Genomic DNA, 22,644 nt, shown 5'->3' on the forward strand with positions numbered 1-22,644 from the left:
TTCTTTATCGCAAAAATGGGATCCATGCTGCGACAAAGAAATTTGTGACTGTGTAAGACGTAATATGTCTGTAGACTACGTAGCATATACAGAAATTTATGAAGCATTCCATCATTCGGCTGCTAACTGCTAATTATTGATAATGATATGAAAGTTTTTTGACTCATCAATATACAACTACAACAAGCTCTTTACCCTTAACATGGGTAAAGAGCTTTTTTAACGTCTTACACTTTCTAAGAAATTCAACTTTTCTCATAATGATACGTCATAACGAAAATAACGAGTAAAAAATTGCCAGACACTCTGATGAAATTTAATATGCATTTTTAGAGATTAACAACAGATAGTCGTTTCGAAACAGTATCCTTTTGACAGAGTTCAGAAACGATACTAAAGATAGGGGAATTAATAAACGTATTTGCTTACTTTAACGATATTCCCAGCGCATTACGTTACGATATTGTTACAAAAGTACGCCGACTAAAACGTCTACAATCAATGGGGAAGGTAGAATAAGGGAATAAGGTATGATAGTTGTTCTATGGAACATAATTTATAATCGAGTCAACAAATATGGTGGGTGAAGGGTGTTTCGTATGGAGATGGAGTGGCACGACTTCCCAAGAATTTGTGAGCAACGGACATGTAATTTTTTCAGTATTTTTTTATTTGTTCTTGGATCTTTACACCGTCTTCTGTTAAATAAATTCGCGTTAACTTCCCTTCATTTTCACGAACGACTAGCTTTTTTAGTTCTAATTTTTTAACAAAACGAGTACTTGTAGAAGGAGCAATATGCAATTTTTCGCTTAGTTCTTTTTGGGTTATTCCTGGATGGGCATGTACGGTCATAAATAAAAAGGCGTATGTCGGCGAAAGCCCAATTGGGGCAAATTCTTCTTCAGCCATTTTATTCATGATTCGGGCTAATCGATTGGCTGAAAAATAAAGGCATTCACAAAATAAATGGTCCAATCGTATCACTCCACTTAGGTTAATTGTATGTACAACTTACTAAAAAAGCGATTGGTCAACTACAGAAAAAGGGAGGGACCTTGTTGAATCTTGTGCAAGCGGTAATTTTGATGGGGATGAGTTTATGGGGCTTATGGATCGTCGAAGACAGATGGAAAGAATCTTTAACCAAGACCGTAATAATGGGAAATAGTCTATTTTTTGGTTGCTGGGTAACACAATGGTGGCATCAACAATCGTTGTATTCAATGCTGGTTGGTACGATGGCCGGGATGGTCATAGGTGGAGGGTGGTCCGGCACATCTTTTCATCTTCGGACTCAAGGAATGATGTCTGGATTAATGGCTGGTATGATGGGAGCCATGCTGGGGGTCATGACACCTTTTCCACAACTTGTACACGCCCTGACGTTTTTATTTCTTCTTGCTCTATTTCTGCAATGGAGAATTGTGTACCAGCAATTCATTGAACGCCGGACAGAAAGAAAAGTCCAATTTCTATACGTTCTCTTTTTGTTGCTTATTGGGTTTCTTTTTTTCGAGCTATGGGAGATTGCCCAAGGAGAGTTGATGGAACAACATAAGCATTGATGTTCATACTCTATATTCTAGAGGTTATAGACTTACGCTTCGTCGTAAGTCTATTTTTTCATAATAAGAAAGAATTTTTACTTGCTTATTTAAAAAAGATGACCTACAATGTAATTCGTAATCATTACGTTTTACATAAGGTTTAAATCGTAATGATTACGCATTAAAAAAGGAAGGGTGTTTGAATGGATCCACGTATTCCGGTGACCGTGTTAAGCGGGTATCTTGGTTCTGGGAAGACAACGCTGTTAAATCATATTTTGGCTAATCGAGAACATAAAAAAATCGCCGTGATTGTGAATGATATGAGTGAAGTGAACATCGATGCTTCCTTAGTAAAACGAACGGAAGAAAAGATGGTAGAGCTACAAAATGGCTGTATTTGCTGTACGCTCCGTGAAGATTTAATGATAGAAGTCGAAAAGCTCGCGAAATCAGGCGACATTGATTATATTGTAATCGAATCGACAGGTATTTCTGAACCTATTCCAGTAGCGCAAACCTTTACATATGTTGATGAACAATTAGGAATTAATTTGTCCGAGTTTTGCCGTCTGGATACAATGGTAACCGTCGTCGATGCGAACCGTTTCTGGCATGATTTTTCTTCAGGGGAAACGTTACTTGACCGTAAGCAGGCAACAGATGAAAATGATACGCGTGAAGTGGTCGATTTATTAATTGACCAAATCGAATTTGCCAATGTTATAGTCCTAAATAAAATTGACCTTGTTGAGGAAAACACGGTCCGGGAATTAAAAGCGGTTATTCAAAAACTGAATCCAGAAGCGAAAATTATTGAGGCCGCTTATGCTAGAGTCGATTTGAATGAGCTATTAAATACGCATCTATTCGATTTTGAGAAGGCTAGTCAGAGCGCTGGGTGGATAAAAGAATTAAATGAAGAACACACCCCGGAAACGGAAGAATACGGAATCTCCTCATTTGTATATCGAAGAAGACGCCCGTTTCATCCAGAGCGTTGGATGAAATGGCTAGAAGATTGGCCTGTCGAGGTTGTTCGTGCCAAAGGGTTCTTCTGGTTAGCAACACGTAATGATATAGCTGGATTATTATCACAAGCTGGTCCATCTATTAGTATTGAGGCGGCTGGCGAATGGGTTGCTGTATATCCGGAAGAAGAAAGAGAAGCCATTTTCAAAGAAGAGCCAGAGCTTTTAGAAAAATGGGATTCAACGTTTGGGGATCGTATGACAGAAATTGTGATGATCGGTGTCGATATGAATCGAGAAGCAATCGAACAATCATTAGATCAATGCTTATTAACTGATGAGGAAATGGAACAAGATTGGTCTTTATGGGAAGACCCCCTTCCACCTTTTACAGTCATGCAATAACAAAAGGAGGATTATCAATGAGAGTAAAAGTGACATTAGCATGCACAGAAACAGGGGATAGAAACTACATCACTACGAAAAATAAGAAGAAAAATCCGGAACGTTTGGAACTTATGAAATATTCTCCTCGTCTCAAGAAACATACGTTACATCGTGAGACAAAATAGTGCAGGGTATATTTGAATGAGTGATTTACGGATTAAATATGTTTTCCATTTAATCCCTTAAACATTTAATTACGCTCACCTTTTACACAAATGTTATCCTTCCATACGACAAGATATAAAAACAAAAGCACTAAAGAATATGGTTTCTTTAGTGCTTTTGTTTTCATTATTGAACACTATTTAAAAATTCACGCACTTGTTCAGGTGTTTTTGCATTGGCGCTATGGAGATGAGCAGTTTTTTCACCGTTTTGGAATATGAGCAAGCTTGGAATTCCCATAACTTGATATTTTTCCGCAATCTCAGGAAAATCGTCACGGTTCATGCTGTACCATTTATATTGGTTATACTCTTCCATAATTTCACCGATAAACATATCCATGCGTGTGCAGTCTGGACACCAGTTCGTAAAAAATTTAATGATAATTGGTTCTTGTTGTGAGATTAGTTGTTCAAACTGTTCTTGGCTTGTAATTTGTTCCATTCTTTTAAACCTCCCTCCTCTTATTATATAAAAGATGACTGATTGTTTTGAAGTAATGTACCTTCTACTTTTAACGAAAAAGACGCGATGATACAAAATTCTCTAAAATTTCAACAAAAAATATGAAAAATCGACCTTTTTCACTAATATGTCAAAAAAATATGATAAGATAGGTCATAGTAGAGTCTGGAGGAGGAAAAACAATGAGAGAATGGAAAATGGGCTTGAATTTCTCTCGCAGCTGGCACGGTCCGATGATAACAATAAACTTTGAAACCATACATAAGGAAGTCCAATGAGCGGAGTTCTTCACATTATCGTCGTTACCGTTGTTTCCGTTATTGCTTTTTATCTTTATTTTGAAATTATTGTTAGTTATCATCGGCGTCATCAACTAGGGCTAATCCTTTATCCGAAGCGAAAAGATTTTGATGAATACAATCTCATTTTCCGATGGCGGACGACAGAACATGTCGGATATCGAGTAGCAGTTTTTATTGCCTATGCAAGTTTAGCATTTGTTGCGTTTTCCTGGTTTTATAACATTTGGATTGAAAAGAACGTTATCATGCTTGTACTTACCGTATTACCTTATGCACTCCTATTTAACCATATCATTGAAGTTCGAGAAGAAGGAATGCTGATTGACGGCCTGTATTTTCGATGGGAAGATATTCAAACTTATGAATTGGATGACCGCGGGGATCGAGCTTCGTTAACTTTCGTTCTTAAGAAACGAAAATATGGATTGAAACGATTCCGTTCGCGGATGGTTCCTGCTCCTATTTTACGGGAAGTCGATAAACAAATGGCACGGTATTTAACTAAAAAAGAGAAATGAACCTATATTCGACCTCTGGTTTAGATGAGGTTAAATAGGAAGCATGGACTATCCGTCCTTTTGTAAATATAGACTGGAGGAATGGTTGCTACATGAAACGAATGTTTCGAGAATACATGGACATTTTTTGGACGGCGACCAAGTTAGGATTAACCTCATTTGGAGGACCTGTCGCTCATTTAGCTTATTTTCGTGACGAGTATATTGAAAAGAAAAAATGGTTAACCGAAAAGATGTATGCCGATTTAATTGCTCTTTGTCAATTTCTCCCTGGGCCAGCAAGCAGCCAAGTGGGGATTTCAATCGGAATGATTAGGGGCGGATTACTCGGTGGCATTCTTTCGTGGCTTGGTTTTACGTTGCCAAGTGTGCTCATTTTAATCGCATTTGCCCTTTTTCTTCAAGGGACGTCTATTGATATGAGCGGATTTATTCATGGATTAAAAATCGTAGCTGTGGCAGTTGTGGCCCACGCCATTTTAGGAATGGCGAAAAAACTAACTCCTGATCGACCACGAATTTTTATTGCCATGATTTCGGCAACCATCATGTTATTAGTTCCATCCGCTATTGTTCAATTTGGCGTTATTGTTGCGGCAGGATTGATTGGGTACTTTTTGTATCGAAAAGAAACGAACGAGATCGATGGAGAAGCCCCGGTTTTGTTTTCGAAAAAAGTAGGAGTGCTTGCTTTCACGTTATTTTTCCTTTTATTATTCGGACTCCCATTTTGGCGAACGATGGCGCCGAACATGTCGTTAGCTCTTTTTGATACATTTTATCGAGTAGGCTCAACCGTCTTCGGCGGTGGACATGTCGTATTACCGATGTTAGAGAGGGAGTTAGTACCACATGGATTTTTGACGGAGGAAGAGTTTTTAGCCGGATACGGGGCGGCTCAAGCGGTTCCTGGTCCGTTGTTTACGTTATCGAGTTATTTGGGGATGGTTATTTCGGGTAGTACCGGGGCGCTAGTTGCTACAATCGGCGTCTTTTTGCCTTCGTTTTTGTTACTTGTTGGCGTATTACCATTTTGGAATTCCATTCGGGAACGGACTGGATTTCGTGCTCCGTTGCTGGGAGTTAACAGCGCGGTGGTCGGGCTATTAATTGCGGCTTTCTATGACCCAGTATTTACAAGTGCGATTCGAAATGAGGTAGATTTTGTGATCGCGATGCTCGCTTTCTCGTATTTAATGTTCTGGAAAGGGACACCGTGGAAAGTCGTATTAGGAACCGTCCTTATCTCTGTGCTAATGACATTCGTGTAAGAAAGGCCCGTTTTTCTTGGGCTTTTTTTAATGTAAGGCTATGTTAAATGTCATTGTTGATTTTTAGCAAGTTATTCAAACGGCGGCCACTCCAGCAGGGAATAGCAAGCCAGGCAAGACCCTTACTTGAGCGTAGCGAGGGAAGCGGCTTGCACCTTGCCCGCGGTAATGTATAAATATCAACAGTATCGTTTAACAGACAACCATGCCAATAAAAATTGGCACATCGATAAATGAAATAACAGCAAAAGTTATCCACAGTTATTTCAGGGTAGAGCCTAAAGTAAAGCAGCATATTGGCCTTGATAAGGGCAAACCCAAAATAAAGTGCTACCAACCGAAAATACTGTGTTCCATTTGATAGCACCTAGAGGAAGCGAAGTCATGCAATAATGAAGTATATTTATCGAAAGTTTCCAACTATATTCTGTCAGTTGTGATTCTTATAAGATCAAGTATAATGAAGTCATGAGAACGATGTAGGAGAGAACAACATGACATCAAAAAATACGGAACAAAAACGTTTTAATATAGGACTGATATTCGTTCTTTTATTTATGGGCCTTGTTAGTTGTTTAGCCATTTATAGTGCGCAAACGACTGGACAATATGGCGATAATTTTTTAATGAAACAGATTGTTTGGTACATTGTCGGTTCGTGCATTATCATAGTCGTTATGCGTTTTGATCCAGAGCAGTTGTATCGCTTAAGTTGGTACGCTTATGGATTTGGAATATTTTTACTTGCCTTATTAATGATTGCTCCATCTAGCATTGCACCAGTAAAAAACGGAGCGAAAAGCTGGTTTATCGTGCCTGGGTTAGGGTCTTTACAGCCGTCAGAGTTTGTTAAAGTATTTTTAATATTAGCACTCGCACGAACAGTAGTACGTCATTATGAAAAATTTACGGAAAAAACGATTCAAACGGACTTTTGGCTGTTAATCAAAATTGGGCTTGTCACATCTGGGCCTCTATTGTTAGTGATGATGCAACCTGATTTAGGAACGTCACTCGTTCTCCTTTCAATTATGCTCGGAATTATATTTGTTTCCGGTATCACATGGCGTATTTTGCTTCCTCTATTTGGGGTGTTTACGTCGGTGGTTGGGGTCATCTTTTATTTAGTGTTATGGCATCCTGATATATTAGAAAAATATTTAAATGTGAAGCCTTACCAATTCGGGCGTATTTACTCGTGGTTGGACCCGTATAATTATCAAAGTACATCCGGTTATCAATTAATACGTTCACTATTAGCGATCGGTTCTGGTGAAACAATTGGAAAAGGGTACAACAATCGTGAAGTGTATTTACCGGAAAGCCATACGGATTTTATTTTCAGTGTGATTGGTGAAGAGTTTGGTTTTATCGGTGCGAGCATAGTCGTGGGGCTCTTTTTTATGCTCATTTATTTCGTTACAAAGGTTGGATTAGAATCGGTTAACCCATATGAATCGTACATTTGTTCAGGTGTTATTGCTATGATTACGTTTCACGTCTTCCAAAATATTGGAATGTCGATTGGGTTACTACCGATTACAGGGATTCCGCTTCCGTTCATTAGTTATGGAGGTAGTTCCTTGATGGGGAATATGTTAGCGATGGGGCTTATCTTTTCCGTTCAATATCACAATAAAAGGTACATGTTTTCAAGTCGAAATGAAGTATAAAAAACGTACGAATCTGAATTCGTACGTTTTTTTATTTGAGCGCGCCCAGCAAAGCTGTTAACTGCTAGTTGGTGCAAGTCCAACCCGAGTAAGTGCCAAGACGCTCGGTAGCTGACAGGCAACTGGGAGAAATCCAGGCCAGCGCCCTGTGACAAAGTAACTCTCTAGAAGAGTGCGAGCAAATCAGCAGACCGTTAATATAAAGTGAATCCTGCCGCCTCGTCAAAAGAGACCTCTTATGGGGATAAAGGGAAGTCGAGCCTGGTTAAGTTGGGCGAAGACCACGGAAGGTGTGAAGAACTTAGAAGTGCAGCACCGAAGAATCCCTCGGGGTAAGGGGAGCGGTATGTTGAGAAAGTAGATAACGGAACTGGGGAGGCCCTCCTCCACACTTCTGAAGAAGTAAAGAGGAAACCTATAAACCTGATGGTGAAAGGGTGGACTGTGGAGAGGGAGTCGGAGGGGGTCATAGTACTGAAGAAACCTTGAAACACAACATCTGGGATGACACAAATGGATTTGACTTTCTAGGTCTACATCATCGGAAATTCCCTGTGATGATTAAGGGAGGCTCGAAAGTTTATGTCGTGTCTCACATTCCAAGTAAGAAAGCCATGAAGAAGATGAAGTAATACGTAAAAGGGGCTGACACTCAACATTGTATTAAGCAATGTTGAGTCAGCCCTTTATAATTATCAATTAATGTAATACCTTATCTAATGTTTCAATGTTTTTCCGCATTAAACTGAAGTAGTCTTCGCCATTTTGGATATCTTCTTCGGTTAAGACCGATAAGTTGTGTAGGCGAAGAGGTTCGGCGTTGATTTCTTTACGAATTACTTCCGCCACTTTTGGAGTCACATTTTGTTCGAATATAATATATTGAATTTGTTTTTCTTTTGCTAGCTTAATAATATTTGCTAAGTCTTTTTGTGATGGCTCATCCGTTGGGGAGATTCCGGCTACAGCAATTTGATGAATACCATAGCTTTCTTCCCAATACCCATAGGCAGCATGGGAGACAATCATTTCAGGATTTTTCTTTGCGTCAACCAATTGATGGAACTCTTCGTCTAGTTTTTCAAGTTCAGCTTTTAATGTAATAAAATTATTTTCAAATTCTTCTTTTGCTTCAGGTTTTAGCTCAATAAGAGCATCTTTGATGTTTTGTGCAAGAATAATCGCACGAATCGGATCAAGCCAAACATGTGGATCAACATCTCTATGGTGGTGCTCATGTTCATTAGCTTTATCTTCGTGAGCGTGTTCATCGCTTTCATGATGTTCTTCTTCATGAGCGTGTTCATCGCTTTCATGATGTTCTTCTTCATGAGCGTGTTCATCGGCTTCATGATGTTCTTCTTCGTGAGCGTGTTCATCGGCTTCATGGTGTTCAGCTTCGTGTTCATGTTCATCACTTTCATGGTGTTCGTCTTCATGAGTGTGATGATCATGTGTATGTTGAACGACTTCAATCCCGTGTGCTGCTTCAACCATGATGGTATCTTCATTTTCTAAAGCTTCTGCTATTTTTTCTGCATACGTTTCCATTCCTAACCCATTGTAAATAAATGCATCTGCTTCGGCGATATCGATCATTTGCTTAGAAGTTGGCTCAAATGTATGAGCGTCAGCGCCTGGTGGAATAATGCTTTCGACATCCACATGATCTCCGCCAATTTTTTTCGTAAAGTCTGCTAATGGGTAAAGAGTCGTGTAAACTTTTAATTTGTTATTGTCATCTTTTTGAGTGGTTGTTATTTCATTATTACATCCTATTAGTGTTGTACCAAGGACGAATATAGCGATCAAAGTCAAGAATTTATATCGCATGTAGAATTCTCCTCTCCCTTACGAATGGTCTTTTACTTTCAAAATGATACCGTAATAATTACGATTTGTAAATCGTAATTATTACGGTTTTGATGGAAGTCATTGGTATCGGATTTTGTTAAGAGTCAGGTAACAATAATCATCCAAATCATTTAAAATAATAGAAGAGAACTTCGGATATCCAAAGCCAATAAGTACATTTGGTTATGTCTACTCATAATACGAATAGACTATTATTAAAAAAACAAATAAGAATCATTTCGTTTTATGTTATAATGACAATCGTATAAAAAGACGAGAAAAATGGGGGAATGAATCCAGTGTTTCGATGGCTCCATTCACATTTAATTGATTTTACAGGAATATTCGTTATTGGCATTGTTATTTATTTGGTTTCTATGAGTCAATTTGTAGGATCGGAACTGTCCATACATATACCGACATCTTTTCAACAATTAAATATGATTTTTTTAAGTATATTAATAGAAGCGATTCCGTTTGTTTTAATCGGGGTTCTTATTGCTGGTTTTATTCAAATTTTCATTACAGAAGATCATATACGACGGTGGATTCCTAAAAATAAATTTTTAGCTGTCATGATGAGTTGTGTCGTTGGGGCCTTGTTTCCAGCTTGTGAGTGTGGTATTGTTCCCATTGTTCGTAGATTAGTAGCGAAAGGTGTCCCTATCTATGCAGGAGTCGGTTTTTTACTAACTGGTCCTTTAATTAATCCAATCGTTATTTTATCTACATATATGGCATTTGGAAATGACCTAAAAATGGCGGCATTACGAATGGGAATTGGTTTTGTTGCTGCATTAGTAATTGCCCTTATAATTAGCCAATTATTTAAGTCTAATCAATTAAAACATTCTTTATCAGAAGTTACAGAATCAATGGATCAGCCTAAGAAACATCATTCTTTTATTAATAAAATAGATGAAATGTTGAAACATTCCATTGATGAGTTTTTTGATATGGGAAAATATTTAATTATCGGTGCGTTTGTCGCGGCATTTTTGCAAACGTACGTATCTGCCAAATCTCTATTTCTGTTTGGTGAAGGTGTAATTGGCTCTACCATCGTGATGATGGGGCTCGCGTATTTCTTGTCTTTATGCTCTGAAGCCGACGCGTTTATCGGTGCGTCCTTTAGACATTTATTCCCATCGACTTCTATCCTAGCCTTTTTAGTCTATGGGCCGATGATTGATTTAAAAAACACCTTTATGCTATTAAGTGTGTTTAAAACGAGATTCGTCTTTGTTTTACTCATTCTCATTACCTTTATCGTGTTTATTTGTACGCAAGTGACCATTTGGATATAAGGGGGTGAACGGCTGTGCGTTTTCAATTCCAACCGTTTCTGCGGGCCATGATTTTAGCTGGATTCGCTATATTTTTTATTCAATTACATCTAACAGGGGATATAACTAAGTATATTAATCCAAAATACGACATGATGAGTAAATGGGCTGCAGGAATTTTGGTCATTCTTTTTTTCATTCAGCTTCCCCGTATATGGGAAAAACACGACCATCATCATGAGCATTGTCATTCCGGTTGTACGCACGACCACGGCTATTCGGGTTCTTTATCAAAAAAATTAATAAGTTATTCGATTATTATTTTTCCACTAATTACTGGTTTTACGCTTTCGCCTACGGTTTTAGATTCATCGATTGCTGCTAAAAAAGGGACCGTACTGACGCAAGGAAATAAAAAAAATGTAGACCAAACCTCTGAAATAAATGAGGGACAAGATGAAACCGATATTGGGAATTCATCTTCCATAAATAGTAACGATCAATTGTCTAATGAGGAGAACATTCAGCATCAAGCACCGGTGACCAATGAGAATTACTTTACGCAAGAAGATTACGACCAGGAGATGGAGAAGTTAGCTCAATTAGATGTTATCGAAATGAAAAATGATATTTTTGCTTCCTATTATGAAACAATTAGTATAGACCCGAAGGCTTTTGTTGGGAAAAAGATTAAAGTGAGCGGATTTGTCTATAAAGAAGAAGGTTTTACATCCAATCAACTAGTGATCTCAAGGTTTCTGATTACCCACTGTTTAGCGGATGCATCCATCATTGGGTTTTTAACTGAAATGGAACAAGCAGGTGATATTAAACAAGATACTTGGCTTGAGATAGAAGGCACATTGGACGTAACGACGTATAATGGAATCGAATTGCCAATGATTAAAACTAGTAAGTGGAAAGTCATTGAAAAACCAGCGGAACCATATGTGTATCCAGTACTAATTAATCTAACGGAATAAAGTTTTATGTTGTACGCTATAGAAGAACAGTTATAGGTACAATAAGTTTGTCTGGTTTTGTAAAACGTTTCTTGAACAAATTTCACGTTTATCATTTAAAAACGCTTGGGAATTAGCCCAAGCGTTTCTATATTTATGTCACTAAGACTCCCACTTCCAAAAAAGAAGTTTAACTTGGGAGATAAGGCACTTTATTGATACTGTCCTCCGTTTGGAAATTGTGACGTGTAACCTTGGAATTGAGTGTACGATTGCTGTAATTTTTGCTGGTCAGCCGCTTCTAATTTGTACCATCCATTGCGGAACATACAATTGTATAATTCTCGTTGTGCATTTTGCGTTTCATTAAAAATGGAAAGCATATCTTGGTACAGCGATTGGTGACTTGCTTCATTTAAAAACGTGCAATACGAATCGGTCATATATTTTTCTGTTGCTAACAAGTCATTCACAAAGTCCCGATCATTCATTTGCGGTGTTTTCGGTACTTGCGTTTTGGGATTTTGGATTTGTTTATTATTATTTGGCATGTTGAAACTCCTTTCTACACGTTATTGCATTTGTTGATGGTTTGGTTGGTTCGCAGGATTTAGATGAGATAGAATTTGTTGATAATGTCGTTGATGCATTTGCACACATTTTTCCAATTCAGCTCTTACATCAGGATTTTGGCATTGGGATGCAAAATGGTGGGCTTTTTTAGCGGCTAATAAATTCCATGAAAGCATGTCATTTAAATATAAAGAATCTTTCACTGTCACGACTTCAGGTGGTTGCGACATTGTTCCCGGTTGTTGGGAATACAAAGGTTGTTGTGATTGATTTTGCATGTGATAACCTCCTTGTTTATTGTTCATTGTTATTTTTTCTCTCTTTAAAAAAAGTATGTATACAATAGTGGATGGAAAGTTTAAAATTTTTCTAAAACTATTTCAGATATATTCAAATGACAGTAAAAGTGATAAAATACTCAAAGATAGAAATTGTCTATCTTTTATTATTATTTTGTAAGTAAACGTTTCCATTTTTTTATTTTTACGTGCAGGGGGTATGCAAACATGGAAGCACTATTACGTAATTTTTTCTTATTTTTATCTAAAAATAAATTTTTAACGAAGATGGCAAAAAAATATGGTCTTCGTTTTGGCGCTTCCCGTTTTGTAGCTGGAGAAACAATTGAACAAGCGGTCGAAGTGATTAAAGATTTAAATCGTAAGGGGTTAGCTGTAACAATTGACTATTTAGGCGAGTTTGTCGATAACGAAAAAGAAGCAAACGAAATGGCCGACCAATCAATTGAAGCAATTAAAGCGATTGGTCGTGAAAAATTAGATTCGCAATTATCATTGAAAATGACATCGATGGGATTAGACATTTCTTATGATGTGGTTATGCGCAATATGCGCCGCATTTTAGATGCAGCCAAAGAAAACAATGTGTTCGTGACGATTGATATGGAAGACTATGCCCGTTGTCAAAAAACGTTAGACATTTTTAAAGAACTAAAGAAAGATTACGACAATGTCGGTACCGTTATTCAGGCGTATTTATACCGTACCGAAAAAGATATTGAGGACTTAAATGCTTATTCACCGAACCTTCGTTTAGTAAAAGGAGCGTATAAAGAATCGCCAGAAGTAGCGTTCCCTGATAAAAAAGACGTTGATGAAAACTTTAAAAAGATCATTAAAATGCATTTATTAAACGGAAACTATACAGCTGTGGCTACCCACGACGATGCGATAATTGAATATACGAAACAACTCGTGAAAGAGTATAACATTCCAAATGACCAATTTGAATTCCAAATGTTATATGGCATTCGTCCGGAGCGTCAATTAGAGCTAGTTAAAGAAGGGTACAAAATGCGCGTGTACGTCCCATATGGGACTGATTGGTACGGATATTTCATGCGTCGTTTAGCGGAGCGTCCAGCTAACGTAGCGTTCGTATTAAAAGGGATTCTTAAGAAGTAACATATGGGGGACAATCCTTACCGAGGGTTGTCCCTTTTTTATAATTATTTTTTGTATTGATTATTTTGACTGTTTACTTTTCCACCACCGTCGTATTCCGGAGTAGGACCTGCATTTCCTTTAACACTAGCTGCACTGACAGCATGTTTTGTCGGTTGTTTTTTTACCTTCAACGCAATTCACCTCCTATCGCCTAGCATCCCCGAAGTTTCACCTGCATATGATAAAAATAAGATGCGAATTTTCAGTATATTAATATATTTAAATATTGCGTAATTTTTGAAAATATCATATATTATAAGTGACAGGTAAATTTTGAAATTTTTTTCAGAAGAAAATGAATGAGTATTCATTCAAGAGATAAAGGAGGAAAAGGCATTGACTCGAAGCATCCACAAAGCAGCCGTTCTCGGTTCAGGTGTTATGGGTTCTGGTATTGCTGCGCATTTAGCCAACGTAGGAATCCCAACATTATTGCTCGATATTGTTCCGAAAGAATTAACCGAAGAAGAGAAGAAAAATGGACTCACGTTAGAACACAAAGAAGTTCGTAATCGTCTGAGTCAAACCGCTCTCCAAAAGTTGTTAAAGCAAAAACCAGCTCCTCTAGCTTCAAAAAAGAACTTGGCCTTTATTGAAGTAGGAAACTTAGAAGACGATCTCGATCGATTAAAAGAGTGTGATTGGATTATTGAAGTAGTAGTCGAACGACTCGATATTAAGAAGCAGTTGTTTGAAAAAGTTGATCAATATCGTAAACAAGGGAGTATCGTAAGTTCTAATACATCCGGAATTTCGATTGAAGCGATGGCAGAAGGTCGCTCTGAAGATTTTCAAAAACATTTTTTAGGAACGCACTTTTTTAATCCTCCTCGTTACTTAAAGCTTCTTGAAATAATTCCAACGAAAAAGACGGATCCTGAAGTGCTCCAATTTATGAAATCATTTGGTGAGGACGTACTTGGTAAAGGAGTCGTTGTTGCTAAAGATACACCGAACTTTATCGCTAACCGAATTGGAACGTACGGGTTACTTGTTACTGTTCAAGAAATGTTGAAAGGAAAGTACGGCGTCGGCGAAATCGATTCCTTGACAGGACCTATCATTGGGCGCCCGAAAAGCGCTACGTTCCGTACCCTAGATGTGGTGGGATTAGATACATTCATTCATGTCGCCAACAACGTGTATGAAAAAGTGACCGGTAACGAAAAAGAAGTATTCGAAGTCCCTGCGTTTATGAAAGCGATGTTACAAAAAGGTTGGCTCGGTAGTAAGACCGGTCAAGGCTTTTATTTAAAAAAAGATAAAGAAATTTTGGAGTTAAATCCGACCACACTTGAGTATCAACCGCGTACGAAATTACAAGCACCTTCATTACAAATGGCTAAACAAGAAAAAAGTTTACCAAAGAAACTAAAAGCGCTCGTGTACGCTGAAGACCGCGCTGGAACACTATTATGGAATATTCTTGCTCCAGTATTAAGCTACTCTGCTCAGCTTCTCGGAGAAATCGCTGATGATATCGTTGCTATTGACCGAGCAATGAAATGGGGATTTGGCTGGGAGCTTGGACCATTTGAAGTATGGGATGCCATTGGTGTGAAACGGTCTGTGGAAAAGATGAAAGAATCAAATATCGAAGTCCCTGCTTGGATTGTAGAAATGCTCGAAAGCGGACATGAAACGTTTTACAAAGAAGAAGAAGGTGTCGTCTCCTATTATCACAACGGGGACTATCGTCAAGTAGAAACAAATCCAAAAGTTATTGACTTAAAGCTATTGAAAAAACAAAAAGGTGTCATTAAGAAAAATAGCGGAGCAAGCTTAATTGATATCGGTGATGGGGTCGCGTTATTGGAATTTCATTCACCGAATAACGCGATAGGCTTAGATATCATCCAAATGATCAACTTTGCTCTCGACGAAGTAGAAAAAAATTACAAAGGTCTCGTCATCGGAAACCAAGGGAAAAACTTCTGTGTTGGTGCCAACTTAGCCCTCATTTTAATGGAAGCCCAAGACGATAACGACTTTGAAATTGACATGGTTGTTCGCCAATTCCAGCAAGCGATGATGCGCGTGAAATATAGTAAACGTCCAGTAGTGGCAGCACCGTTTGGAATGACATTAGGTGGAGGGACCGAAATTTGTTTACCAGCTGCTCGCATTCAAGCGTCATTAGAAACGTATATGGGCTTAGTAGAAGTTGGCGTAGGACTTATTCCAGGTGGTGGAGGTAATAAAGAGCTTTACATTAAGCATTTGGAAAGTATTCCGAACGGAGTCGAATTCGATTTACAAAAAGTGGCGAACAAAGTATTTGAAACGATTGCTATGGCGAAAGTGTCAACATCCGGTGAAGAAGCACGTGAACTTAATTTCCTTGATCTAGCTGATGGTATAAGCGTCAATAACGATCATTTATTATACGATGCAAAACAACTGGTGCTGTCCCTTTACGAAAGCGGATACAAACCGCCGGTGAAAAAGAAAGTTCCGGTTGTTGGAGAAACAGGTTATGCGACATTACTGTTAGCAGCCCAATCCATGTACTATTCAGGTTATATTTCTGAGCACGACTTAAAGATTGCTAAAAAGTTGGCGTATGTTATCGCGGGTGGAAAAGTGCCGTTCGGTACAGAAGTGGATGAAGAGTATTTACTCGATTTAGAGCGCGAAGCATTCTTAAGCTTAGTAAAAGAACCAAAATCCCAACAACGTATGCAATATATGTTAACAAAAGGAAAGCCCCTACGTAATTAACGAAACGGAGAAAGGGTGGAAAGAATGAGAGAAGCGGTCATTGTAGCTGGTGCGAGAACGCCAGTCGGAAAAGCAAAAAAAGGTTCGCTCGCTACGGTACGTCCAGACGACTTAGGTGCACTTGTAGTAAAAGAAACGTTAAAACGTGCTGGTAACTATGAAGGTCCGATTGATGATTTAATTATCGGATGCGCTATGCCAGAAGCGGAGCAAGGTTTAAACTTAGCAAGAAATATCGGCGCATTAGCAGGCTTACCACACACGGTACCGGCTATTACGATCAATCGATATTGCTCGTCTGGATTACAGTCCATTGCTTTTGCTGCTGAAAAAATTATGATTGGTCACGCCGATACAATCATTGCTGGTGGCGCTGAATCGATGAGTTTAGTGCCGATGATGGGACATGTTGTCCGTCCGAATGCGAAGCTAGCTGAAACAGCTCCTGAATATTATATGAGCATGGGCCATACGGCGGAAGAAGTGGCGAAAAAGTATGGTATTACACGGGAAGAACAAGACGCCTTTGCTGTACGGAGTCATCAAAAAGCAGCCAAAGCGATTAAAGAAGGGAAGTTTCAAGACGAAATCGTTCCAGTGGATGTAACGGTACGCCAAGTGGACGAAAATAACAGACTTGTCGAAAAAACGTTCCAATTTACAGAAGACGAAGGAGTACGACCAGATACGAACGTCGAGGTGCTATCGAAGTTACGACCAGCCTTTGCTGCAAATGGTACCGTAACGGCAGGAAACGCATCGCAAACGAGCGACGGAGCAGCAGCAGTACTGGTTATGGATCGAGAAAAAGCAGAGTCACTTGGCTTAAAACCAATAGCTAAATTCCGTTCTTTCGCGGTTGCAGGTGTACGACCTGAAATTATGGGAATCGGTCCGGTTGAAGCGGTACCGAAAGCACTCAAGTTAGCAGGGCTCGAGTTATCTGATATCGACTTAATTGAATTAAATGAAGCATTTGCATCCCAATCCATTCAAGTCATCCGAGAACTAGGTTTAGATGAAGAAAAAGTGAATGTGAATGGTGGAGCGATTGCCTTAGGACATCCACTTGGTTGTACAGGAACAAAATTAACGCTCACGCTCCTTCACGAAATGAAGCGGAGAAATGCCCAATTTGGTGTTGTCACGATGTGTATCGGTGGCGGAATGGGTGCCGCTGGCGTATTTGAATTACTTTAATACGAAAATCAAAGGGAGGATTTTATAATGACAAACAAAACGGATGCTTTAATTAAAGGTGGTAGCTTCTTAATTGATGATGTGTCTTATGAGCAATTGTTCGTTCCAGAAGAGTATACGGATGAACAAAAAATGATTGCGAAAACGACAGAAGAATTTGTTGTAAACGAAGTGATTCCACAGCTTGAACATCTTGAAAACCATGAGTTCGATCGTTCGGTAAAACTATTAAAACAAGCAGGGGAAATAGGTTTACTAGGTGCGGACGTTCCTGAAGAATATGGGGGGCTTGGTTTAGATAAAATTAGCTCTGCACTTATCGCGGAAAAAATGTCTCGTGCCGGCGGATTCTCCATTTCCTATGGAGCACATGTCGGAATTGGTTCATTACCAATCGTATTATTCGGTACGGAAGAACAAAAGAAAAAATATTTACCGGCTCTTGCGACTGGTGAAAAAATTGCCGCTTATGCGTTAACAGAACCAGGTTCCGGTTCTGATGCATTAGGTGCGAAAACAACGGCCAAATTAAATGAAGCCGGTACACATTACATTTTAAACGGTGAAAAACAGTGGATTACGAACGCTGGTTTTGCTGATGTATTTGTTGTTTACGCAAAAATTGATGGTGAACATTTCTCCGCATTTATTGTCGAACGAGACTTCCCAGGCGTATCCACTGGTGCCGAAGAAAAGAAAATGGGTATTAAAAGTTCATCCACACGTACACTCATTTTAGAAGATGCGGAAGTACCTGTAGAAAACCTTTTAGGAGAAGTTGGAAAAGGTCACGTCATTGCCTTTAATATCTTAAATATTGGTCGTTATAAACTAGGTGTCGGTGCGGTTGGTGCATCCAAACGTGCTCTTGAAATTACATTGCAATATGCGAACCAACGTCAACAGTTTAAAACTCCAATCTCCCAATTTAACTTAACGAAAGAAAAATTCGGTACAATGGGCGCGAAACTGTATGCTGCTGAAAGCTCTGTGTATCGAACAGTCGGTTTATTTGAAGACCGAATGAGCAAGCTTTCCGAGGAAGAAGTAAATGATGGTAAAGAAGTAGCCAAATCAATTGCAGAATATGCGATTGAATGCTCTTTAAATAAAGTATTTGCGACAGAAGTATTAGATTACATTGTTGATGAAGGTGTACAAATTCACGGTGGCTACGGTTTCATGCAAGAATATGAGATTGAAAGAATGTACCGTGATTCCCGCATTAACCGCATTTTCGAAGGTACAAACGAAATCAACCGCCTGTTAGTTCCAGGTATGTACTTACGAAAAGCGATGAAAGGGGAGCTCCCACTTTTACAGAAAGCACAAACGCTGCAAGAAGAATTAATGATGATGATGCCAGAAGAACCAGGTAACGAACCGTTAGCCCAAGAAAAATATTTAGTACGTAATGCGAAAAAAATTGCGTTAATGATTGCTGGTTTAGCGGCACAAAAATACGGAAAAGCATTAGAAAACGAACAAGAAGTACTTGTTAATATTTCGGATATTGTTTCTAACGTTTATGCGATGGAGTCTACGGTTCTCCGTACAGAAAAAGCAATCCAACAAGTAGGTCTGGAAAAAGCGAAACAAAAAGTATTGTATACGGAGATTTTCTGTCAAGAAGCGTTCAACGAAATTGAACAACACGCCAAAGAAACATTAGTAGCTGTCGAACACGGTGATACGTTACGTATGATGCTTTCCGTCCTTCGTAAATTAACTCGTCATACACCAATTAATGTCATTACGAAAAAGCGTGAAGCAGCTGAAGCATTAATCGAAGCGGAAAAATATATTGTGTAAAAATTTGAGAAACTGACCTTGAATCATTGGTCAGTTTCTTCTTGCTGTCTGACGAGTAGAAGGATTTACCGTTTATCCATTGTTCAGCTTTTAGGAGAAAGGGTATAATGAGATGTAATGAATCAATGGAAAGGAGCCAATTATGGGGCAAAAAGCGATAGAAACGTTTCGTCGTTGTATCCCCCTCTTTCAAGCGCTAAGTGATCCTTATCGTCAAGATATTATTTTGCTTTTAGCGGAAAAAGAGCCGTTAACGGTCAATGAAATTACGGAGCACTTAACGTTATCCCGTCCGGCAGTTTCGCATCATTTAAAAATTTTGCGAGACCAACATTTAGTTCAAATTGAACAAAAGGGGACGCAACGCTTTTATTCCCTTGCATTGGACGATGCGATTCAACTATTAAAAGAACTGGTTCATACGGTAGAAAAGCAGTGCGAGTAACGTTAACATCGATAGAAAGGAGACCTACTGATGGCAATTACATTTTATTGGTACCCGAAATGTGGGACATGCCGCAAAGCAAAAAAATGGTTGGACGAGCATGGTATTTCCTATGAAGAAGTACATCTTATCGAATCTCCACCGACAAAAGAAGAATTAAAAGAACTTTACGAAAAAAGCGGACTAGAGTTAAAGAAATTTTTTAATACGAGCGGTCAAAAATATCGAGAGCTAGGCTTAAAAGATAAAGTAAAAACAGCTTCTGAAGAAGAATTGCTAGACATTTTAGCTTCAGATGGCATGTTAGTTAAGCGTCCTATTGTCACTGACGGAGAAAAAGTAACGGTAGGATTTAATGAAGAGACGTTTAAAAACACATGGTTGTAATGTTAAAAATTAAATTATGATTTTGAATTTGTTGACGTCGAAATGATTTCGTCACTTGCTTTTCCACATGACCTTATGTCATGATAGACTTGCATACATTTGCTGATGGAGGGATAGGAAATGGCAACACCAAAAGAATTACGTTATTCAGAAGAACACGAATGGGTAAAAGTAGAAGGAGACAAAGTAAAAATTGGGATTACTGATTTTGCCCAATCTGAATTAGGAGACATTGTGTTTGTTGAATTACCAGAAGTAGGCGATGAAGTAACAGCAAATGAACCGTTTGGTAGCGTGGAATCTGTTAAAACAGTTTCTGAACTTTACGCACCAATGAGCGGAAAAGTTGTCGCTGTCAACGATGAATTAAACGACAATCCAGAATATGTAAATGAATCTCCATACGAAAAAGCATGGATGATCGTGATTGAACCATCTGATATGAGTGAGCTTGAACAATTAATGACAGCTGAACAATATGAAGAAATGATTAAACAAGACTAATAAGTGAATGAAACACCCTGTTGATCAAACAGGGTGTTTTTTTGTGCGTAAAGGGCATGATAAAAATAAATCGAAACATAAGGGGGATGGTTATGCTAAAGAAACGAACCCGTGATGTAACGAATGAAGTAGTCGGAAAATTAAACGGTAATGTCATCGAATTATATTTAGAAAACGAACAAATTGGTACGGTACAACTATCTTCACAAGTAGATTTACAGTTGGAACCAAATTATTTTTCAGATCATCAAAAAATATTTCAGCAATATACCTCTACAGAAGGAGAAACAAAACGTTATACCGACTGTGATGAAGGAGGATGGTGTTAACATATCGGGGAATCCCGATATTTTTTTTGTAAGGGAACGGTACCTTAAACGAAGTAAGTATACATAAATCATTACGAAATGAGCTACATATGGTAACATAATAGTAATTTATTGTTATAAGGTGTGATGGTGGATGGATGATGTAAACAAAAAAGTAATTATTGTCGAAGGGACGTCAGATAAACGAAAAATTGAAGCAATCATTAATGAGCCGGTTGAAATTATATGTACAAATGGTACGATAAGTATTAGTAAAATGGATGAATTAGTCGATCAGTTGTATGATAAAGAAGTTTTTATTCTCGTCGATGCAGACGATGCAGGAGAAAAGCTCCGTAAATTATTTAAGCGAGAATTTCCAGAAGCTGAACATATTTATATCGACCGTATGTACCGTGAAGTTGCCGCTGCACCTTCACGTCATTTAGCAACTGTTTTACTAAGCGCCAATATAGATGTTAATATGATTTATTTAGAACAATATAAAAGTGAAGGATGAGAAAGTTACGACATGAAAGAAATCAATCGCGAAGAATTACCTTCATGTTTGAAAGACCCGAACAAAAAAGCTCTTTATTTATATACGCCTCTTTGTGGGACATGTCAACTAGCAAGCAAAATGTTAGATGTGGTAGAACATGTAGTATCTAACGTTTCATTTTATAAACTGGATTTAAATTACGCACCAGATTTTGCGGAAGCATATTCAATCGAAAGTGTTCCTTGTTTACTCATCATGAACGGAGAAACCGTTCTTGAAAAAATTTATGCTTTTCACTCGGTTGCATATTTGTATGATGTTTTTCAAAAACAAGCAATGATGTAAAGCAATTTCTCTACTAGGAGAAGTTGCTTTTTTTTTTTTGGAGCGATTTTAGGGAGCATGTTCCGACATATTTCTCAGGAAATGGAGATAAACGTCGCTGAAACAATCGGATTATAAGAGAAAATGACGGAACTTTTTTGCAGGATATATTTTCTTCTTATGGAAGTTATCTGTTAAGAAAACGGACAGGGGATGAGGGTGTGGAACAATGGATTCAGTACATGATTGAACAAGCACTGACATATGAACATATCCGCAAGCTATTAGAGAATAAAAAATGGCGTATTTGTTTAAGTGAAAAAGAAAAAAGATGGAACCTTATGTTTCAACATGGTAACATTCGTTGGATAAAGGACGAAGGTGATCATTGCGATCTCCTTATTGAAGGGACAACGTCTGCTCTGTTGAAACTTGTACGGGGTGAAGAAATGCTTCAACAACTAATGAAAAAAAGGGAGATTCAAGTAAAAGGGTCGTACCGTGCGCTACTGTTTTTTGAATCATTTGCATGGCTTTTCGAAGTGAATACACAACAAATTTAGCACTAAAATTAATAAAATAAAAAATTTTTTGTTGACATCAGCTGTTACGAATTGTAAAATCGAATTCGTAATCATTAGATGATATAACGCGTAGACGTTTTAATTGAATAAAGGAATGCGATTCTTCGCTCTTATCAAGAGAGGTGGAGGGATGTGCCCGATGAAACCCGGCAACCGTCAATCGATATTCACTCGATTGAAATGGTGCCAATTCACACAAGGCAACTTGTTTGCTTTGAGAGATGAGAGAAAGAATTGAGCTAGCACCTATGTACTAGTTTAAGTCTTTCTGCTCATCTAGCAGGAAGACTTTTTTGTTTCTATTGGTATGTTGGGAGCGGAGACAAAGATTGTCCCGCTTACGTTTTCATTTTA

General features: G+C 38.3%; 24 protein-coding genes, 1 pseudogene and 1 riboswitch. Of the genes and pseudogenes, 19 read left to right on the forward strand and 6 right to left on the reverse strand.

The genetic code is table 11. From position 1 onward, the window contains the following. Nucleotides 1-556: 556 nt before the first annotated feature. Nucleotides 557-921: pseudogene (locus tag H0Z31_02095) on the reverse strand (MarR family transcriptional regulator). Between the two features lie 140 nt (nt 922-1,061). Between H0Z31_02095 and H0Z31_02100 the strand changes: the two are divergent. The 3 genes from H0Z31_02100 (at nt 1,062) to rpmG (ending at nt 3,093) form a co-directional block, all read left to right on the forward strand. Beyond that, a complete protein-coding gene (locus H0Z31_02100; GenBank protein ID MBO8176225.1) occupies nt 1,062-1,568 on the forward strand; it encodes a hypothetical protein in 507 nt (168 codons plus the stop codon). A 185-nt stretch (nt 1,569-1,753) separates the two neighbouring features. Continuing rightward, on the forward strand, nt 1,754-2,926 hold the full coding sequence (locus H0Z31_02105; GenBank protein MBO8176226.1) for a GTP-binding protein: 1,173 nt from the start codon (nt 1,754-1,756) through the stop codon (nt 2,924-2,926). A 17-nt stretch (nt 2,927-2,943) separates the two neighbouring features. Continuing rightward, on the forward strand, nt 2,944-3,093 hold the full coding sequence (rpmG, locus tag H0Z31_02110) for a 50S ribosomal protein L33 (protein ID MBO8176227.1): 150 nt from the start codon (nt 2,944-2,946) through the stop codon (nt 3,091-3,093). Nucleotides 3,094-3,259: 166 nt separating this feature from the next. Here rpmG and H0Z31_02115 read toward each other — a convergent pair whose 3' ends face one another. Beyond that, nucleotides 3,260-3,577 carry a thioredoxin family protein gene (locus H0Z31_02115; GenBank protein MBO8176228.1) on the reverse strand — a complete coding sequence of 106 codons (318 nt, stop codon included), beginning with the start codon at nt 3,575-3,577 and terminating at the stop codon, nt 3,260-3,262. Between the two features lie 295 nt (nt 3,578-3,872). On the opposite strand from H0Z31_02115, the gene H0Z31_02120 reads away from it, so the two are divergent. From H0Z31_02120 to H0Z31_02130, 3 genes are all read left to right on the forward strand, one after another. Beyond that, a complete protein-coding gene (locus H0Z31_02120) occupies nt 3,873-4,418 on the forward strand; it encodes a hypothetical protein (protein ID MBO8176229.1) in 546 nt (181 codons plus the stop codon). A gap of 92 nt (nt 4,419-4,510) precedes the next feature. Further along, on the forward strand, nt 4,511-5,689 hold the full coding sequence (gene chrA / locus H0Z31_02125) for a chromate efflux transporter (GenBank protein ID MBO8176230.1): 1,179 nt from the start codon (nt 4,511-4,513) through the stop codon (nt 5,687-5,689). A 494-nt stretch (nt 5,690-6,183) separates the two neighbouring features. Further along, the gene (locus H0Z31_02130) at nt 6,184-7,362 is read left to right on the forward strand and encodes a rod shape-determining protein RodA (GenBank protein ID MBO8176231.1); all 1,179 of its coding nucleotides are present in this window, start codon (nt 6,184-6,186) and stop codon (nt 7,360-7,362) included. Between the two features lie 699 nt (nt 7,363-8,061). Here H0Z31_02130 and H0Z31_02135 read toward each other — a convergent pair. After that, the gene (locus H0Z31_02135) at nt 8,062-9,195 is read right to left on the reverse strand and encodes a zinc ABC transporter substrate-binding protein (GenBank protein MBO8176232.1); all 1,134 of its coding nucleotides are present in this window, start codon (nt 9,193-9,195) and stop codon (nt 8,062-8,064) included. A gap of 320 nt (nt 9,196-9,515) precedes the next feature. Here H0Z31_02135 and H0Z31_02140 point away from each other — a divergent pair, with 320 nt between their 5' ends. Both H0Z31_02140 and H0Z31_02145 read left to right on the forward strand, forming a co-directional pair. Next, nucleotides 9,516-10,523, forward strand: coding sequence for a permease (locus H0Z31_02140; GenBank protein MBO8176233.1), 1,008 nt, complete (start codon nt 9,516-9,518; stop codon nt 10,521-10,523). 14 nt (nt 10,524-10,537) lie between these two features. After that, nucleotides 10,538-11,485, forward strand: a complete 948-nt coding sequence (locus tag H0Z31_02145) for a TIGR03943 family protein (protein MBO8176234.1) — start codon at nt 10,538-10,540, stop codon at nt 11,483-11,485. A 191-nt stretch (nt 11,486-11,676) separates the two neighbouring features. Here H0Z31_02145 and H0Z31_02150 read toward each other — a convergent pair whose 3' ends face one another. After that, entirely contained in the window at nt 11,677-12,015 is a 339-nt protein-coding gene (locus H0Z31_02150; GenBank protein ID MBO8176235.1) for a spore coat protein, read from the reverse strand. 21 nt (nt 12,016-12,036) lie between these two features. Next, nucleotides 12,037-12,315, reverse strand: coding sequence for a spore coat protein (locus H0Z31_02155; GenBank protein ID MBO8176236.1), 279 nt, complete (start codon nt 12,313-12,315; stop codon nt 12,037-12,039). A 228-nt stretch (nt 12,316-12,543) separates the two neighbouring features. On the opposite strand from H0Z31_02155, the gene H0Z31_02160 reads away from it, so the two are divergent. Beyond that, nucleotides 12,544-13,461 carry a proline dehydrogenase gene (locus H0Z31_02160; protein ID MBO8176237.1) on the forward strand — a complete coding sequence of 306 codons (918 nt, stop codon included), beginning with the start codon at nt 12,544-12,546 and terminating at the stop codon, nt 13,459-13,461. 44 nt (nt 13,462-13,505) lie between these two features. Here H0Z31_02160 and H0Z31_02165 read toward each other — a convergent pair whose 3' ends face one another. Then, nucleotides 13,506-13,634 carry a YuzL family protein gene (locus H0Z31_02165; protein MBO8176238.1) on the reverse strand — a complete coding sequence of 43 codons (129 nt, stop codon included), beginning with the start codon at nt 13,632-13,634 and terminating at the stop codon, nt 13,506-13,508. Between the two features lie 205 nt (nt 13,635-13,839). Here H0Z31_02165 and H0Z31_02170 point away from each other — a divergent pair, with 205 nt between their 5' ends. The 10 genes from H0Z31_02170 to H0Z31_02215 all read left to right on the forward strand — a co-directional run bounded on the left by H0Z31_02170 (nt 13,840) and on the right by H0Z31_02215 (nt 22,269). Continuing rightward, entirely contained in the window at nt 13,840-16,224 is a 2,385-nt protein-coding gene (locus H0Z31_02170) for an enoyl-CoA hydratase/isomerase family protein (protein ID MBO8176239.1), read from the forward strand. 24 nt (nt 16,225-16,248) lie between these two features. Further along, entirely contained in the window at nt 16,249-17,424 is a 1,176-nt protein-coding gene (locus tag H0Z31_02175; protein MBO8176240.1) for an acetyl-CoA C-acetyltransferase, read from the forward strand. Between the two features lie 27 nt (nt 17,425-17,451). After that, on the forward strand, nt 17,452-19,236 hold the full coding sequence (locus H0Z31_02180) for an acyl-CoA dehydrogenase family protein (GenBank protein ID MBO8176241.1): 1,785 nt from the start codon (nt 17,452-17,454) through the stop codon (nt 19,234-19,236). 142 nt (nt 19,237-19,378) lie between these two features. Next, nucleotides 19,379-19,681, forward strand: coding sequence for a winged helix-turn-helix transcriptional regulator (locus H0Z31_02185; protein ID MBO8176242.1), 303 nt, complete (start codon nt 19,379-19,381; stop codon nt 19,679-19,681). A 30-nt stretch (nt 19,682-19,711) separates the two neighbouring features. Further along, the gene (locus H0Z31_02190; GenBank protein MBO8176243.1) at nt 19,712-20,068 is read left to right on the forward strand and encodes an arsenate reductase family protein; all 357 of its coding nucleotides are present in this window, start codon (nt 19,712-19,714) and stop codon (nt 20,066-20,068) included. A gap of 120 nt (nt 20,069-20,188) precedes the next feature. Further along, nucleotides 20,189-20,572, forward strand: a complete 384-nt coding sequence (gcvH, locus tag H0Z31_02195; GenBank protein MBO8176244.1) for a glycine cleavage system protein GcvH — start codon at nt 20,189-20,191, stop codon at nt 20,570-20,572. Nucleotides 20,573-20,664: 92 nt separating this feature from the next. Further along, the gene (locus H0Z31_02200; GenBank protein MBO8176245.1) at nt 20,665-20,901 is read left to right on the forward strand and encodes a DUF2553 family protein; all 237 of its coding nucleotides are present in this window, start codon (nt 20,665-20,667) and stop codon (nt 20,899-20,901) included. A gap of 133 nt (nt 20,902-21,034) precedes the next feature. After that, a complete protein-coding gene (locus H0Z31_02205; GenBank protein ID MBO8176246.1) occupies nt 21,035-21,400 on the forward strand; it encodes a hypothetical protein in 366 nt (121 codons plus the stop codon). Nucleotides 21,401-21,412: 12 nt separating this feature from the next. Continuing rightward, nucleotides 21,413-21,727: a thioredoxin family protein gene (locus H0Z31_02210; protein ID MBO8176247.1), complete on the forward strand. Its 315-nt coding sequence runs from the start codon at nt 21,413-21,415 to the stop codon at nt 21,725-21,727. Nucleotides 21,728-21,927: 200 nt separating this feature from the next. Then, nucleotides 21,928-22,269: an SCP2 sterol-binding domain-containing protein gene (locus tag H0Z31_02215; protein MBO8176248.1), complete on the forward strand. Its 342-nt coding sequence runs from the start codon at nt 21,928-21,930 to the stop codon at nt 22,267-22,269. 128 nt (nt 22,270-22,397) lie between these two features. Next, nucleotides 22,398-22,518: riboswitch (SAM riboswitch) on the forward strand. Nucleotides 22,519-22,644 lie beyond the last annotated feature (126 nt).

This window comes from Bacillus sp. (in: firmicutes), from assembly GCA_017656295.1.
Taxonomy (GTDB): Bacteria; Bacillota; Bacilli; order Bacillales; family JACDOC01; genus JACDOC01.

Bases quoted from the DNA above. Each gene is read 5' to 3' on its own strand.
- H0Z31_02135 (MBO8176232.1), bottom strand. From the start codon at position 9,195: ATGCGATATAAATTCTTGACTTTGATCGCTATATTCGTCCTTGGTACA.
- H0Z31_02210 (MBO8176247.1), top strand. From the start codon at position 21,413: ATGAAAGAAATCAATCGCGAAGAATTACCTTCATGTTTGAAAGACCCG.
- H0Z31_02155 (MBO8176236.1), bottom strand. From the start codon at position 12,315: ATGCAAAATCAATCACAACAACCTTTGTATTCCCAACAACCGGGAACA.
- H0Z31_02130 (MBO8176231.1), top strand. From the start codon at position 6,184: ATGACATCAAAAAATACGGAACAAAAACGTTTTAATATAGGACTGATA.
- H0Z31_02160 (MBO8176237.1), top strand. From the start codon at position 12,544: ATGGAAGCACTATTACGTAATTTTTTCTTATTTTTATCTAAAAATAAA.
- H0Z31_02205 (MBO8176246.1), top strand. From the start codon at position 21,035: ATGGATGATGTAAACAAAAAAGTAATTATTGTCGAAGGGACGTCAGAT.
- chrA (MBO8176230.1), top strand. From the start codon at position 4,511: ATGAAACGAATGTTTCGAGAATACATGGACATTTTTTGGACGGCGACC.
- H0Z31_02180 (MBO8176241.1), top strand. From the start codon at position 17,452: ATGACAAACAAAACGGATGCTTTAATTAAAGGTGGTAGCTTCTTAATT.
- H0Z31_02150 (MBO8176235.1), bottom strand. From the start codon at position 12,015: ATGCCAAATAATAATAAACAAATCCAAAATCCCAAAACGCAAGTACCG.
- gcvH (MBO8176244.1), top strand. From the start codon at position 20,189: ATGGCAACACCAAAAGAATTACGTTATTCAGAAGAACACGAATGGGTA.
- H0Z31_02185 (MBO8176242.1), top strand. From the start codon at position 19,379: ATGGGGCAAAAAGCGATAGAAACGTTTCGTCGTTGTATCCCCCTCTTT.
- rpmG (MBO8176227.1), top strand. From the start codon at position 2,944: ATGAGAGTAAAAGTGACATTAGCATGCACAGAAACAGGGGATAGAAAC.
- H0Z31_02190 (MBO8176243.1), top strand. From the start codon at position 19,712: ATGGCAATTACATTTTATTGGTACCCGAAATGTGGGACATGCCGCAAA.
- H0Z31_02200 (MBO8176245.1), top strand. From the start codon at position 20,665: ATGCTAAAGAAACGAACCCGTGATGTAACGAATGAAGTAGTCGGAAAA.
- H0Z31_02115 (MBO8176228.1), bottom strand. From the start codon at position 3,577: ATGGAACAAATTACAAGCCAAGAACAGTTTGAACAACTAATCTCACAA.
- H0Z31_02105 (MBO8176226.1), top strand. From the start codon at position 1,754: ATGGATCCACGTATTCCGGTGACCGTGTTAAGCGGGTATCTTGGTTCT.
- H0Z31_02175 (MBO8176240.1), top strand. From the start codon at position 16,249: ATGAGAGAAGCGGTCATTGTAGCTGGTGCGAGAACGCCAGTCGGAAAA.
- H0Z31_02120 (MBO8176229.1), top strand. From the start codon at position 3,873: ATGAGCGGAGTTCTTCACATTATCGTCGTTACCGTTGTTTCCGTTATT.